The sequence below is a fragment of the Bradyrhizobium sp. 4 genome (assembly GCF_023100905.1).
Classification (GTDB): Bacteria; Pseudomonadota; Alphaproteobacteria; order Rhizobiales; family Xanthobacteraceae; genus Bradyrhizobium.
Genome location: NZ_CP064686.1, coordinates 475685 through 488779 on the forward strand (window position 1 = coordinate 475685; position 13095 = coordinate 488779).

At 53.5% G+C, this 13095-nt stretch carries 16 protein-coding genes and 1 tRNA gene; 3 read left to right on the forward strand and 14 right to left on the reverse strand.

Going from position 1 to position 13095, the window contains the following annotated elements; translation table 11 throughout:
• Window positions 1–62 precede the first annotated feature (62 nt).
• From IVB45_RS02270 to IVB45_RS02295, 6 genes are all read right to left on the reverse strand, one after another.
• Complete coding sequence (locus IVB45_RS02270; RefSeq protein ID WP_247807575.1) at window positions 63–1718, reverse strand: hypothetical protein; 1656 nt, start codon at window positions 1716–1718, stop codon at window positions 63–65.
• Window positions 1648–2049, reverse strand: a complete 402-nt coding sequence (locus IVB45_RS02275; protein WP_247807576.1) for a Cro/CI family transcriptional regulator — start codon at window positions 2047–2049, stop codon at window positions 1648–1650. The genes IVB45_RS02270 and IVB45_RS02275 overlap by 71 nt, the downstream gene beginning before the upstream one ends.
• Window position 2050: 1 nt before the next feature.
• Window positions 2051–2335 (reverse strand): hypothetical protein, encoded by a 285-nt coding sequence (locus IVB45_RS02280; RefSeq protein WP_247807577.1) that lies wholly within the window; start codon window positions 2333–2335, stop codon window positions 2051–2053.
• 398 nt (window positions 2336–2733) lie between these two features.
• Window positions 2734–2982: a hypothetical protein gene (locus tag IVB45_RS02285; RefSeq protein ID WP_247807578.1), complete on the reverse strand. Its 249-nt coding sequence runs from the start codon at window positions 2980–2982 to the stop codon at window positions 2734–2736.
• A 491-nt stretch (window positions 2983–3473) separates the two neighbouring features.
• The gene (locus tag IVB45_RS02290) at window positions 3474–4190 is read right to left on the reverse strand and encodes a DUF932 domain-containing protein (RefSeq protein WP_247807579.1); all 717 of its coding nucleotides are present in this window, start codon (window positions 4188–4190) and stop codon (window positions 3474–3476) included.
• Between the two features lie 251 nt (window positions 4191–4441).
• Window positions 4442–4867 carry a CHC2 zinc finger domain-containing protein gene (locus IVB45_RS02295; RefSeq protein ID WP_247807580.1) on the reverse strand — a complete coding sequence of 142 codons (426 nt, stop codon included), beginning with the start codon at window positions 4865–4867 and terminating at the stop codon, window positions 4442–4444.
• Between the two features lie 126 nt (window positions 4868–4993).
• Here IVB45_RS02295 and IVB45_RS02300 point away from each other — a divergent pair, with 126 nt between their 5' ends.
• The gene (locus IVB45_RS02300; RefSeq protein WP_247807581.1) at window positions 4994–5200 is read left to right on the forward strand and encodes a hypothetical protein; all 207 of its coding nucleotides are present in this window, start codon (window positions 4994–4996) and stop codon (window positions 5198–5200) included.
• A gap of 312 nt (window positions 5201–5512) precedes the next feature.
• On the opposite strand, the gene IVB45_RS38850 is transcribed toward IVB45_RS02300, so the two are convergent.
• The 7 genes from IVB45_RS38850 to IVB45_RS02330 all read right to left on the reverse strand — a co-directional run bounded on the left by IVB45_RS38850 (window position 5513) and on the right by IVB45_RS02330 (window position 10429).
• Complete coding sequence (locus IVB45_RS38850) at window positions 5513–5638, reverse strand: hypothetical protein (RefSeq protein ID WP_256469499.1); 126 nt, start codon at window positions 5636–5638, stop codon at window positions 5513–5515.
• Between the two features lies 1 nt (window position 5639).
• Window positions 5640–6572, reverse strand: a complete 933-nt coding sequence (locus IVB45_RS02305) for a replication-relaxation family protein (RefSeq protein ID WP_247807582.1) — start codon at window positions 6570–6572, stop codon at window positions 5640–5642.
• Window positions 6573–6683: 111 nt separating this feature from the next.
• Complete coding sequence (locus tag IVB45_RS02310; RefSeq protein ID WP_346016170.1) at window positions 6684–7979, reverse strand: DUF87 domain-containing protein; 1296 nt, start codon at window positions 7977–7979, stop codon at window positions 6684–6686.
• Window positions 7976–8602: a hypothetical protein gene (locus IVB45_RS02315; protein ID WP_247807584.1), complete on the reverse strand. Its 627-nt coding sequence runs from the start codon at window positions 8600–8602 to the stop codon at window positions 7976–7978. The genes IVB45_RS02310 and IVB45_RS02315 overlap by 4 nt, the downstream gene beginning before the upstream one ends.
• The gene (locus IVB45_RS02320) at window positions 8602–8826 is read right to left on the reverse strand and encodes a hypothetical protein (RefSeq protein ID WP_247807585.1); all 225 of its coding nucleotides are present in this window, start codon (window positions 8824–8826) and stop codon (window positions 8602–8604) included. The genes IVB45_RS02315 and IVB45_RS02320 overlap by 1 nt, the downstream gene beginning before the upstream one ends.
• 43 nt (window positions 8827–8869) lie before the next feature.
• Entirely contained in the window at window positions 8870–9076 is a 207-nt protein-coding gene (locus IVB45_RS02325) for an AlpA family phage regulatory protein (protein WP_247807586.1), read from the reverse strand.
• A 60-nt stretch (window positions 9077–9136) separates the two neighbouring features.
• The gene (locus IVB45_RS02330; RefSeq protein ID WP_247807587.1) at window positions 9137–10429 is read right to left on the reverse strand and encodes an integrase family protein; all 1293 of its coding nucleotides are present in this window, start codon (window positions 10427–10429) and stop codon (window positions 9137–9139) included.
• A 94-nt stretch (window positions 10430–10523) separates the two neighbouring features.
• Here IVB45_RS02330 and IVB45_RS02335 point away from each other — a divergent pair.
• Both IVB45_RS02335 and IVB45_RS02340 read left to right on the forward strand, forming a co-directional pair.
• Window positions 10524–10608, forward strand: a tRNA-OTHER gene (locus IVB45_RS02335).
• A 125-nt stretch (window positions 10609–10733) separates the two neighbouring features.
• Window positions 10734–11873, forward strand: a complete 1140-nt coding sequence (locus tag IVB45_RS02340) for an amidohydrolase/deacetylase family metallohydrolase (protein WP_247363023.1) — start codon at window positions 10734–10736, stop codon at window positions 11871–11873.
• A 23-nt stretch (window positions 11874–11896) separates the two neighbouring features.
• Here IVB45_RS02340 and IVB45_RS02345 read toward each other — a convergent pair whose 3' ends face one another.
• Complete coding sequence (locus tag IVB45_RS02345) at window positions 11897–13042, reverse strand: acyl-CoA dehydrogenase family protein (RefSeq protein WP_247363022.1); 1146 nt, start codon at window positions 13040–13042, stop codon at window positions 11897–11899.
• Window positions 13043–13095: the final 53 nt, after the last annotated feature.

Sequence of the window (13095 nt, forward strand, 5' to 3'; positions counted from 1 at the left end):
CCTCATTCCAAAACTGCCAGCGGTTCTTTCGCCACCGCTCAATAGGCCTGATGGTCTGCTTTTTAGGATAGTGTTGGTGACTCATATGCTGGTTGCGTGTATCCGCTCTCCTCCTTTTTCACCTCTGCCCAATCTTTCATCTGGTAAGCGATGGCACAGGCGATAAGTAGGTCGAAGTGGCGCGTCGTCTCTCTAGGATCGTCATCTTTGTCTAAAAGGTCATCTCGCGAGTAGCTCTTGAGCTCCGCGATGAGGTCAACGTCTGAGAGTTCGAGGTGCCCATCCTCTACAGCCTTCTTGAGGGCAAAAATCATCTTGGGCTTCGTGTCCGCATTGGTATTCCAGCCCAGCGTCCTGACGCGTGGTGGGGTTCCAACGCGGGTGCCTGGAAGCTCTTGGAAGTAGATGCTCTCGTACTTGAGCTGCCTCAATCGCTCTATACAGCTATCGTATTTATTGTTTTCAATGGCGACGAGGCACGCTCCAAAACGGTCAGCCTCACTCCGGATTTCGTCTCCAAATGTAGTGGGCTTAATCGTATTGCTTTTGAAAGTGGCGACTACCCTGCTTGGTGTCGTGGAGAAATCAATGAACACAGAGGTAGAGCTGTCCAGGCCCACGCCACCGGCTACGTCATGCCCTGAGCCATATCGGTGTGAGGCATCGTATTCATGAAAGATCTTAAATTCAGCGATTGTTCGTTTTGGTGTTCTGACGGGTTGGCCATTGATCTTCTCACGGTCGAACATGATGTCATGGCCAGCCGATGGCATACATAGATAATCGCCAGCAGGATCGTCGGCATTTCGTATCTTGGTCTCAACATCTTCGGGCGTGTAAGAAGCTGGCCATGTAGGTGGTCCGTCTTCATGCACTCCGTTGACAATTGTTCCTTTGATGGGGGTTATCAGCACCTTAGTATCACCGCCGTCCGTGAGTACGAGCTTGTGTACATTGCCGCGCTCTGAGAGATAGTTGCAGTTGTAAATCGCGCCACCATCCTTCGACAGACCTTGTTTCGCCTCATCCATATTCGCCCAAATCGCCATCGTAGTGACTGCAGATCGCAGTGTTTTTCGCGTCTCAAAGTCATCAAACCATATGAAATCGGGCCGTGTCTCTTCCTGAACGTCACCGCGTTGGTCGGTGCCAACAGAGTCCGAGTCCATCTTGACGCCGGTGGCTGTTGTAAAGGTTGCCATCGTCTCTTGGCGCTTCTCGATCGTCTTCTGGAAAATCTCTGGGTAGTAATGTTGAACGCGCGCGGCAATGAGCATGTTGTATACGTCAGTCACGATTTGCTTGGCATTGTCGTAATCGGCGCTCAACACCTTGAAGTATCGGCGTGTGTGATCTGTATCGTTTGATATTGCAAAGGCGACGAATAGCTTTGTGCGCGTTGTCTTGGCGGCACCACGAAAGGCAATGTCTACGAAGAACTTAATGAGCGCCCACACCTGGTCTGCAAATCGGATCTTCTTACCTGAGTAGACAGCGTAGTTGTATCGGTCGATCTTGACGTGGAATGGAGCGTCTGCGGTCTTGTAGAACTTGGTATGAAACCAGCGTCCCCATAGGTTGAATTTAAGCAATACCTCTTCTTCGGTATTGGTGCTGTTAAAGGCGAAGAGAGCCCTGATCTCGCTCTTAATTCCCCTGTCCAGTATTTCCGAGATAACCGCTGATGGCGGCATCTGCTTTTGCTTTTGTGTCGGCATCAAATAGTGGTTTACCGTCCTCTCCTGTCACCTCTCTCCTCTCTGCAAACTCCTTCTTACGCTTTCTTTCGAGATACCAAGTGGCAAGTGACTTATCCCCGCTCTTCAAACCCCTCACGATGGTCTCACGAGCTTTCAAAACAGGGTTATTGCGTAGCTCCTCCAAACGGGCAGATAATTCAGGATCGGCTTTTGTCCACTCGTAATAGGTGGGCTTTGTAATCCCTGCGTAAAAGCACATTTCTTCGATGGTGCAATCGAGCGCAGCAGCTTCCTCTAATTTCTTACGAACCTCGGGCGTCAATTTCCCTTTCGGACCCCGTTTTGCCATATCAGCTCAACTTCGCGATCTGCTCGTCGAACTTTGCAAGGTTGATGTTGGTACGCGTTATCTCGGCTGCGTTCATCCGGCGCTGATTGTCGAGTTGATCGTAAGCACCCTGAGCTTCAGCGAGCTTGTCAGCTGCAGCTTTTTTGTCGTCTGCCTTTACGTACGTTTCGCTCTTTTCGAGCGTGTTGACGTTGGCCTGCGCGACATTCACACGGTCCTGGCAGTCCGCGATAAGGAGGTCGAGTACAGACTGAGAGTGCTCGATGATGTCGAGCTCGTTCTGCATGGTGTTCTTCTGCTCGCCTATTGCGGCAATTCGCTGCTCTTTGGTCTCTGGTTGCCCATCCTCATAGCCAATACAGATGTTTCCATTGGAAACGAGGATACCGATACCCTTTCCAATTCTATTGGTGTCTAGAAGCTTGTTAATTCCTTCGTCGTCAGTAATCGCAAACGATTTTACTCGTAACATTGGGTAAGGAGATTAGCCTTTTAATACTGTAATTCTACAGCACGATTGGCAGCGACCACCAGCCACACATGGGGATAGTGAGGGTCATAGCGGCCAAAGATAATCCAAGTAAGGAATGCCGAAAAACCACTTCCACACTAGGGGTGGTGACATGTGGGGTGCAATTTTAGCGCGAACTCTGTAGCCATAAGAAATGTGAGAGTGGATTTCTGTCATACAGCGAAGTCAGCCATTATCTTGTTCCAGTAATACGTCATGGATTTCTGTTCCCACTGAAAATACAGCGTGACGAGCCAGAGATCGATGAAGAACCGACACTTGTATGTCACCACGACCGCCTCGACTGCATATCCTTTTTCAGCTCGCTCTTCTTCGTTGAGGGTGCGCGAGTTCATAAGCCACGGCATCTTCTGAAAATAGCAGATTGCGTCGATGGCGTATCCCTCATCTCGCTCGGTCAAGATTCTGAATGGCCACTTGAAGTATAGGTGTTTCATACGGCAACAAGCTTCATACAGTCGATTATAGCTTGAGTGAGTGGATACGTCCCCTGAGCACGCTTCTGCATCGCGGCGTATTTCGCCTTGCCGAGTTTCTTGAGCATGAAATCTCTGTAGTCTCCTTGCTTCTCCTTTTCCCAATGATATTTGTGGCAGGGCATCCAACATACCGCATCGCAGTTCTCAGGATCGTACCGAGTGCCTTTATGTTGTCGGGACCAGAAGTGAGAGCATGTAAGATTTTTGTCAGTCCCACATCGACGGCACGTTTTGTCTCGCGCTCGTATGAATTTAGAAAACTCCTCATCGGCCTTTTTCATTGACCAGATGAGCGTTTTTGTCTGCTCCTTCCTACTTATTGCCTTCCGCTTTTTGGCGGTCATTCCATCCATTGTACCAAAGAAAAAGCCGCACCATGTAGATGCGGCCTGTGTATAAAGAACAGAAAGAGCTTAGTTTAGAACCTGGCATGTGCCATCGATCACTTCATGCAGCCGCCTGGTGAGATCTGGCTTTTCTGACACTTTGCCGGCGAGGGCGTAGGTAGCTGCGTTGAACAGTCTCCAGGCTGTCTTGTCTCCCCAGTTGTGCTCGGGCATTTCCCATTGGTTTAAGACCTGTCCGACGGCTTGTACCCCGATCACGTCTTTTCTGTAGAGTTGAAGTATCGCGTGATCTGCCTGCATGTCGGTCAGTGGCATCTGCTGATAGTTGAGCAGCTTTTGATTTTGAGCGATGCGCTGGTCCTGAAGGGGCCGGATGATCTCGGTTATGAGACCTGGCAATTCCTTCTTCGCCATGGCCGTGTGCTTGCGTTTGACGACGTGGTCTCCCATGAAGGCAAGATTGTCGCAGACAAAGACGCGCGAGCCATGGCAAATTCCTAGAGAAAAACTGCGGTCGTGAGAATTTCTTAGACCCAAGGAATCACAGTAATCTCCGTACGGACTCCTGAGCGAGAGAAGGCCGAAGTATCGTGAGCCATCTTCAGAGATGGCGTGATGCTCCTCAGCGATCTCATGTTGGTAGAAGCCGAGGGTGAACCGGACCAATTCGACAAGTTCATGATGGGGTACAGGCAGATGAGTGCTCGTACCTTCCGGTGTGTGAATTCCACGTAGATCGTCGTACGTAGCGGGTTTGGCGCCCGCGTGTAGCATCAAGGTCATTGCATCCTCCTATTCGTACAGCCACGATTCGTCGATGAAGCGGGGTGGGTCAGGGTCATGCACGTACGACCGAGCGCAGAACTCGGAGCAGCACACTATCTTCTCGCTGTCGGACGTCCAGCAGACGATATGCCCATCGACAACCTGAAAGGCATTACTCTGACAGAAGCCACAAGCGTATGTCAGGCGGGGCTTTCCGTTGATGAGTTGATATGCTGACTCATCCATCTCGATCCTTCCCTTTATGATTTTCATGTTGCCCTCAGCTTCACGACTTTGGCCTCTTCAAGCGCACTCACGCGCTGTTCAAGGTCTTCGATCATGTCCTTGAGGGTTTCGAGATAGAGATCGTCCTCCTTTTTCTCGGGGGGCGACTTTGGAGTTGTGGGGGAACTGTCGAGGCCGACCTTTTTCGCGATCTCGGCGGCAGCATCCCGCTGTGAGATGCCTTGCGTGTGGGCGATCATGGCAATGAGGTCGCCACCCGTTCGCGCCGAGAAGCAGTAGAAGGACGCTTTTTGCGTATTCACTGCGAGGACGCGATCATCTCCCTTCGGGCAAGCAGGGCACGGGCCGCGTCCCTGATTTCCCTTCCACTTCTGCTTGAGGTCATAGAGGTTGCAGACATCCTCGATCTTCACCTTCTCTTTCAAGGCGGCAAAATCTGTGAAAGTCATTCATTCCTCCTGCTGGCAACGCTGTGTGTACACTGTAACACATACACGCACATGCTGCACTTCTTGCGCACACAACCACAAAGACATATATTAATCGTGCGTTGCTGCAACCAGAGGAGAGTGGAAATGAGTGAGAAACCAGTTGCGAAGTTTCGAGTCGGGAATGTCACGGCCGCCGTGTGGAAGAATGCGAGCGACTTCTTCTCCGTCACCCTTCAGCGCAGTTACAAAGACGGAGAAGAGTGGAAGAACACTGACGGCTTGGGTCACGGAGACCTTGCCAACGCAGTGCTCGTGCTCCAGAGAGCTGAGAGCTTCATCGCTTCAAGGTAGTTGCCAAAAACTTAGCCCCGCATTTTCGCGGGGCTTTTCCTTTAGTCGCAATCGTAGGGCGTCACTTTCTTCCCGCACAGGCATTTCACATGGATGCGCATCAGCTTCGGGAGGATCGGGATGATGGGCGGCTTAGTTTCCATTTCCCATCGCGCGTCACAACGCTTGCAGTGGAAGATGTATCTCATTGCATCGTCTCCTGTCTGATGGTCTTTCCACAAAAGGGACACCGCTGCTTCTCAGGGTGTGGAATGGCTTTCAGCGCGTATATGAGCCAAAAGCTTTTGCAAGATTTGCAGAGGAAGGCGTAGCTCATGCCTTCTCCTTATTTTCTTTTGGTTTGCGTGGGGTCTTCAGGGCTGCCGACTCCGCCTTAATCGCTTCAGTCAGCAATTTCAGCTCTGCTTTCAGTTCTGTAATTCGCGCTACTCTGTCCATTTCATCCTCTGAGGTTCACAGTCTTGCCACCACATTGGAGCCACGGCTGATTGAAGGCCCAGCCGCGATCAGTGGGCTGCGGTGTGTTGCCCATGATCGTTGGAAAATCCTTGAAAGCGAAGTGATTGAGGTACTTCGTACTGAGTGTGGGCAAGATATTCATCATGCTCTCCAAGCGAGTGTGATTTGGGGTCGTGAAGAGGATTGTTAGATTTGGAAAGCCGAAATGAGTGTTGTAAATGCGCTGATCTAGGACATTGAGATACGACAAGAATTTTCGTTCGATGGTCTGACGATCAGAGGTCGACCAACGTAACTGCTCGGTGCCCAGATCGACTTCCAGGCAGTAAAAGCGATACGTGTTGTTGGGATAAGAGATAGCAAACGGCAGCGCGTCCGGTATGACCCTATCGTAGTCTTTCCCACGATAAGAGAACTTGACCGGTATCGAATGATCGCGTGTCTCTCTAATGCGTTGCGGAGTACTTGAGCTATCGAGAATGTCGTTGAATGAGATAAAGCGATTTCGCGCGCCAATCTCAAATGAGGCGGCGACTTGATTCTCTGTGAGAGTATGGATGAAATGAATTGAGGGCTCGCGGTACTCGACGTGAACATCCTTGTCTTGAAGAAAGGCCACACCTTTGCGCGTGAGGTGATAGGCGAGCCTCGTAGAGCGATGTAATCGGCTCTCATCGGATTGCGAGCGGTGGACCTGTACGAGCTTGTGCGGTTCGCGCTTGAGGAACCTAATGCGCTCATTGACCGCGTGAGCTGAACGGTTCTTGAGAGTAAGCGCGGCAATATCCAAAACCGTGAGGATTGGATAGCGGGCTAAGATTTTTAGGATTTCAATATTGCCATCGGCATCAGCGCGTACCGTGACGGCCTTGCCGTTGCGTTTGACTACGTTAGTTGTCCAGCGTGAATTCATACAGCATGAATTAAGACCCGTTGATAAAACGGTCTAGGCGGCAACTAAGGTGATCTACGTACAAGTATATCCTACGGTGGAGCGCTATGTTGAATCGCACCTGTACAAAAATTAATCTCTTTTCCACACTGCTGGCGCGGGGAGATCATCTGATACAATGGGCCTATCAACTTCAGGAGAAATACCTGCGGATGATATCTTGGCTCCGGCCTTGCCTTCGCGCGAAGGAGAAACGCTCACAGCCCTCTCGGGGGCTGTTTGCGTTGTAACTTTTACAGGCGTTTCGTACCCGTACAGATCAATCATCCTCTGCTGATGCGCTTTCGTTTCTGCTTCCGTCATATTGCGGAAGGGAAGCTTAGCTCGCGGGACTGTCACAATTTCAGAACCTTTGCCCCTCACATGGATTGCAAATTGGCCACGGGGTAGATGACCGAGAGGTTGAGGGCAAAGACGTTCTTCGGGGATGTGGAGTAGCTTACTGAAATAGGATGCCTCGGCCCCCACGTTGACCATTTTTATAGCGCAGTCCTCAAGAGCGGAAAGTACATTGGGGTCTTTGATCTGTCCTTTCCTCTGTATGGCCAAGATCAAACATATACGAGCTGCCCTGCATTTATCGATGATGTCCGCTATCGTGTGATCGATCACCGTGTCCGCTTCATCGAGGTAGACAAATACAAGCTTTTTCTCTCGCCTGGGATGGAGAAATCGTGCCATCGCACCTTCCCATATGGCAGATAGAAAATACTTTCCCATGAAAGCAGAGCCCAACTTCCCTACAAGGGCGATAGAATTATCTATCACTATGGGGCCTCGGCGGTTCATCTCTAAAGGCATCTTGAAGCGTGTTTTGGGCGCACTGAAAAGTGCTCGTATGAGTCGATTATCAAGGAGAAGACGAAGCCGCCATGTCAATTCCGAACGCGTCGCATCATAGTCGCCCCACTCCACATCAAAGAAATTTCTAAGATCGGGCGGTAGTTGTTGAATGTGCGACTGGAATGGACGTTTGTCGTTGATGACAGTTTGTAGTGTGGCAAGGGTTGGGTCGGGGAAACCCGTGACCATCGCTCGGAGGAGAGGGCGCAAAAAGGCTTCTTGTTTTGGTGTTACCTTTGCGTTTTCCGCTATGGCTGTGAACAAGAAGAGAAGTTGGTCTATCGCATCCTCTCCGACATCGAGAGGGTTGATGGCTACGGGATTTCTGGGATCGATAATCCGCAAACCTTCTATGTGCAATTCCCTCACGGCTGCTGTGAGTTCTCCCTTTGCATCCATGCATATAGTGCAGGCGTCTCTCTCGAGGTCGGATTCGAGCATATGCAAAAGTAAATTGGTCTTCCCGACTCCGGGCTGTCCCACAACCCATTGAGAAGCACAGCGTGTATCTAAATCAATGCTCATAATTTAAATGGCTTCGCCCGCCACCTCTCTTCCTCAGCCTCTTTAACTTCTCTTTCCTCATCGAGTTTGCGTTGCTTTTCGTCTTCCTTCTCCTGTGCGAGGCGCTGCTTCTCTTCCGCCTTTTCTATGCGCTCGACTAACTTCTCTTTTCTCTCTTCGCGCTCCTCCTCATCTTCTTTAAGTTTGTGTTGCCACTCGGCGTACAGATGTTCATTCAGCTCCACTTCAGCGAGGAAGATTTCAGTGCTCTGAATTTTATAAAATTGATCCTTGATATGCCCCACCTTAGATTGGATGAATTCTGACTCCGACATGCGAAGTTTCTTATTGAATAAGGTTGATAGCAGGCCGCCGCTCATTTCCGTCATGAGTTCAGCGTATGCGTCCTCAACGGCTGCTTTGTACGCTTCATCGTCTAGATGTGTTTTATCGAAATCATAGCGACGATCTTTGATATATTTTCCTACTGTCTTTTTGTAGCAATCGATTGAGCAAAACCAGGACGGCAAACCCATGAATGTACCGTCTGCAGCAAGATTGGCGTCAGGATAGGCACTTGTATCAAGATCAGTCGGACGGCGACGAGAGCCGCAGGCGAGACATCTCTCGCTTGAGATGAACACTATTTCCTCTTCCGTATTTGTTCGAGGTAATGCTGTTTCCGCTCTGCTCTCTCAGAGGCGCGCATTACCGGAATGGCTTGTACCCACATGATAACGCCGACTGCCAGAACGACCCATCCAGTCGCAGCCGTCGTGTTGTACCACCAGGGCATGGTGATGATCATTATGCCGACGAATCCGACGATGAGACCTAAGAAGGCGAGTAATGTGCGCAGTAGGTCCATGGTGTGACCTCCAATGAGGCGAGGGAGCTACCCTCGCCCGCCCCTACACGGAGCGGCCAGCCTTTGCCTTCGCTTCAAGCCACTCGACAATCTCGTGCAGCCACCATACTGGCGGTGAATTGCGGAACTCCCCTAGCTTAAAGCATTGAGGAAATTTGCCCGCGCGCATTAATCGCCAAACATGGACACGTGCATAGGGAATACCGAGTTCCTTGAGTGCACGAAAGTTAGCAACTTCTTTGCCTGTCAACACAGTCATCTCCTTTGAAGGAGCTGCCTGCGCAGACAGCTGGGAATGTCAGCTGACGGGCTAAGGTATCACATGCTGCAAAAGGTAGGATTCGTAATTTGCTTGGGCGAGAGCCATTTCATTTAGGTAAATGTGTCTGTCGTAGATGCGGTCAACTTCCGTGCGGGAGCTGACGTGGTTGACCAACCGCTCTGCGATATGTGGGGGCGTCCCGATCTTGCCGTGGATGGTGCGGTAGGTGCGTCTGACGTCGTGTAAAGTCCAATTAGTTAAACCTGTGACTTTATCGAGAGCAGTTTTTGCTTTGCTCCAACCCGCGAAAGACGAGCTCCTGTGTCTCGCCGGAAAGAGAATGCCAGTGTCGTGACATGTGCCAGACGTGATATGCGTCTTTAACAATTCCCCACATGTCGGACCAAGCGGCAAAGTGTGCTCCCGCCCGTTCTTCGTCACGCTCGCTGGTAGTGTGATTGTCCATAGGTCAGAAGAATTTTGCGCCGAGGATAAGGCCGGAGAGGAATGCACCGACGATAGCGGAATAGAGGACAGTGTCGGTGTTGAATTTATCCATGAAGTTTGAAGTGATGCGATCTCCGTTTTCCTCTGTCCGGTAAGGATGAGGAGCTGCACGATCTTGCAGTAGCTTGCGGGCAATGTTCTGTGTGCAAGTGCACTCCGGCCGGAAGTGTCTTTGCCAAACTCTCCACCATCACCTGGAAGGTTTCGGGCTTCATCGAATTCCACAGAACGCTGCTCACAAGCCTGCCATATCGATTTTAACTCGGAATCGGAAAGTGTGCGAGCGCGTGACTTATGGCCATGTGGGGACACGCCACGACAGGGATTGTCTTCGATGTAGCGGCGGTTCTGACACCATGTGAAAAAGGTCTTGGCTACAGAGAGCGCGTGATCATGCTCTGAAGTGGATTTGATCTTCCCGAGCTTCCGGACCAATTCGGGATGCGTGAAATCCGCAAGCTGCCCTGGAAATTTGAAATGGAGGTCGAGCCGCTGTTTGAGGTTGTGGTGGGTGCGCTCACGACGGGTCTTCTTCTTCTCTGCGAGAAACAGCTCTTTGGCGGCTGCGAAGGTGATCGACTGTGGGCGTACTTTCCCGAGGGTGAACTCGGCCATGAGCCTCTTAGCCTCTGTGCGGGCTTCCGAGAGCGTCAGGACCCCAAACCGGCCGATGGTCAGGAGGGTGTTGTGCCGATTGACCACAAAGGTCTTGGAGCCGCCCTGGGATATGCGCAGACCGAAGCCGGGGAGGGACTTGTCCCACACCGAAATCTGCCCTTTCCCCGGAGGCTCAATTGACCGCAGCTTCGTGTCGCTGAAACTGATTTTAGCCATTGGCTAGCCACCAAAAATCGTCTGGTACAGCGGTTTGCTATGTTTATCCTTGAGGTCGCTAAACTCTATAAACTCAGTGGCTTACGGTGGGTATGTAGCACAGTCTGGTGCTATTGACAAAGCGGGATTACTGTTTCCTAAACCGTAGGTCGCATGTTCGAGTCATGCCGGGATCGCCAGTTTTTCAGTGAGCAATCGTCGCGCTTGCCACGCTTGTCGGCGCAAAAATTGCTAGAAGCGCGAAGCGTCCTTCCTGGCCCGGACTGACTGCCGGCCCGCCTCACTGCCCCATCCGGAGACGAGAATGCCTTTCGACTTGATCCTGCGCGGCGGCCGTGTGGTCGACCCGTCCCAGAAGCTCGATGCCGTGACCGATGTCGCCTTTTCCGGCGGCAAGGTCGCTGCGATCGGCACCGGGCTCAAGGCCGATCCGGGCACTGACGTGCGCGACGTCTCGCAGTTCATCGTGACGCCGGGGCTGATCGATCTCCACACCCATGTCTATTGGGGCGGCACTTCTCTCGGCATCGATGCCGAGGAATTCTGCCGTCTCTCCGGCGTCACCACCGCGGTCGACACCGGTAGCGCGGGACCCGGCAATTTCGCGGGCTTCCGCAAGCACGTGATCGAGCCGAGCCAGGTTCGCATTCTCGCTTATCTGCACGTCTCGCATGCCGGTATTTTCGGCTTCTCGCACCGGATCATGGTCGGCGAGAGCGAGGAGCTGCGGCTGATGAATCCGATCGAGGCAGCCAAGGTGGCCGACGCCAACCGCGACCTCATCGTCGGCATCAAGGTGCGCGTCGGTTTGCACTCCTCGGGCACGTCGGGCGTCGTGCCGCTCGACATCGCGCTCGAGGTTGCGAACGAGGTCGGCATGCCGCTGATGGCGCATATCGATCATCCGCCGCCGAGCTACGAGGAGGTGCTGGCGCGCCTGCGCCCCGGCGACGTGCTCACCCACGCGTTCCGGCCCTTCCCCAACACGCCCGCGACCGCGCAGGGCACAGTGAAGCGGGCGGTGCTCGACGCCCGAGAGCGCGGCGTGCTGTTCGACATCGGCCACGGCAAGGGCTCGTTCGCGTTCAAGACCGCACGTGCCATGCTCGCCAACGGCTTCTATCCGGACACCATCTCGTCCGACATTCATCAGCTCTGCATCGACGGCCCGGCCTTCGACCAGGTGACGACCCTGTCGAAATTCCTGTGCATGGGCATGCCGCTGTCCGACGTCATCGCAACCTCGACCGTCAACGCCGCGATGGCGCTGCGGCGGCCCGAACTCGGCAGCCTCAAGCCGGGCAGCGTCGGCGACGCCACGCTGATCTCGATCAAGCAAGGCCAGTTCGACTATGAGGACGTCGTCGGCGAGCACCTGATCGGTGACCGCAAGATCGTCTCCGAAGGCGTCGTGATCGGCGGCCGCTGGTGGCATCCGAATTGAGCGGCGGGCCGCTCACGACCCGCTCACAACGACCTCGCGATCAACAGCTTCATGATCTCGTTCGTGCCGCCATAGATCTTCTGGATGCGGGAATCGATGAAGATGCGCGAGATCGGATATTCCTGCATGTAGCCGTAACCGCCGAACAGCTGGAGGCATTCGTCGGCGGTCTCGACCTGCTTCTCCGAGCACCAATATTTCGCCATCGACGCCGTGACGGTGTCGAGGTCCTTGGCGACCAGCCGCTCGATGCACCAGTCGACGAAGACGCGCGCGATCATCGCTTCGGTCTTCCGCTCGGCGAGCTTGAAGGCGGTGTTCTGGAAATCCATCAGCGGCTTGCCGAACGCCTTGCGTTCCTTGGTGTAGTCGACGGTGAGTTTTATCGCGCGCTCCGTCGCGGCGACCGCGCCGACGGCGAGCGCGAGGCGCTCCTGCGGCAATTGCTGCATCAGCTGCACGAAGCCCTGGCCTTCCTCGCCGCCGAGCAAATTGTCTGGCGGGACCGCGACGTTGTCGAAGAACAGCTCGGACGTGTCGGAGGCATGCAGGCCGATCTTGTCGAGGTTGCGCCCGCGCTTGTATCCATCCGCGCCTGAGGTTTCGACCACGATCAGCGAAATGCCCTTGGCGCCGACATCGCCGGTGCGCGCGACCACGATGACGAGATCGGCGGCCTGGCCGTTGGTGATGAAAGTCTTCTGTCCGTTGATGACGTAGGAATTGCCCTGCTTCCTGGCGGTGGTCTTGACGGCCTGCAAATCCGAGCCGGTGCCGGGCTCGGTCATGGCGATGGCGCCGACCATCTCGCCCGAGGCCATCTTCGGCAGCCAACGCTTCTTCTGCTCCTCGGAGCCGTAATTGAGGATGTAGTGGGCGACGATGGCGCTGTGCACGGAGACGCCGGTCGTCAGCTCCGGTACCGTGCTTTCGAGGTCGTCGAGCACGGCGGCGTCATAGGCGAAGGTCGCGCCGAGGCCGCCATATTCCTCCGGCACGCTCGCCAGCAGCGCGCCCATCTCGCCGAGCCCGCGCCAGGCAAAGCGGTCGACCATCTTCTGCTCGCGCCATTTTTCGGCATGCGGGGCCAGATCCTTGGCAAGGTATTTCCGGAACTGGTCGCGGAAGATTACGAGCTCTTCGGTCATCCAGGAGGAGCGGTAGGACATGGAAACCTCGGTTGATGCAGTGTTCCGGCTTGGTAGGCCAGTCGGCAGCAGCA

Bases quoted from the DNA above. Each gene is read 5' to 3' on its own strand.
- IVB45_RS02345 (WP_247363022.1), bottom strand. From the start codon at position 13,042: ATGTCCTACCGCTCCTCCTGGATGACCGAAGAGCTCGTAATCTTCCGC.
- IVB45_RS02330 (WP_247807587.1), bottom strand. From the start codon at position 10,429: ATGGCTAAAATCAGTTTCAGCGACACGAAGCTGCGGTCAATTGAGCCT.
- IVB45_RS02310 (WP_346016170.1), bottom strand. From the start codon at position 7,979: ATGAGCATTGATTTAGATACACGCTGTGCTTCTCAATGGGTTGTGGGA.
- IVB45_RS02270 (WP_247807575.1), bottom strand. From the start codon at position 1,718: ATGCCGACACAAAAGCAAAAGCAGATGCCGCCATCAGCGGTTATCTCG.
- IVB45_RS38850 (WP_256469499.1), bottom strand. From the start codon at position 5,638: ATGGACAGAGTAGCGCGAATTACAGAACTGAAAGCAGAGCTGAAATTG.
- IVB45_RS02295 (WP_247807580.1), bottom strand. From the start codon at position 4,867: ATGACTTTCACAGATTTTGCCGCCTTGAAAGAGAAGGTGAAGATCGAG.
- IVB45_RS02280 (WP_247807577.1), bottom strand. From the start codon at position 2,335: ATGCAGAACGAGCTCGACATCATCGAGCACTCTCAGTCTGTACTCGAC.
- IVB45_RS02305 (WP_247807582.1), bottom strand. From the start codon at position 6,572: ATGAATTCACGCTGGACAACTAACGTAGTCAAACGCAACGGCAAGGCC.
- IVB45_RS02300 (WP_247807581.1), top strand. From the start codon at position 4,994: ATGAGTGAGAAACCAGTTGCGAAGTTTCGAGTCGGGAATGTCACGGCC.
- IVB45_RS02275 (WP_247807576.1), bottom strand. From the start codon at position 2,049: ATGGCAAAACGGGGTCCGAAAGGGAAATTGACGCCCGAGGTTCGTAAG.
- IVB45_RS02320 (WP_247807585.1), bottom strand. From the start codon at position 8,826: ATGGACCTACTGCGCACATTACTCGCCTTCTTAGGTCTCATCGTCGGA.
- IVB45_RS02340 (WP_247363023.1), top strand. From the start codon at position 10,734: ATGCCTTTCGACTTGATCCTGCGCGGCGGCCGTGTGGTCGACCCGTCC.
- IVB45_RS02290 (WP_247807579.1), bottom strand. From the start codon at position 4,190: ATGACCTTGATGCTACACGCGGGCGCCAAACCCGCTACGTACGACGAT.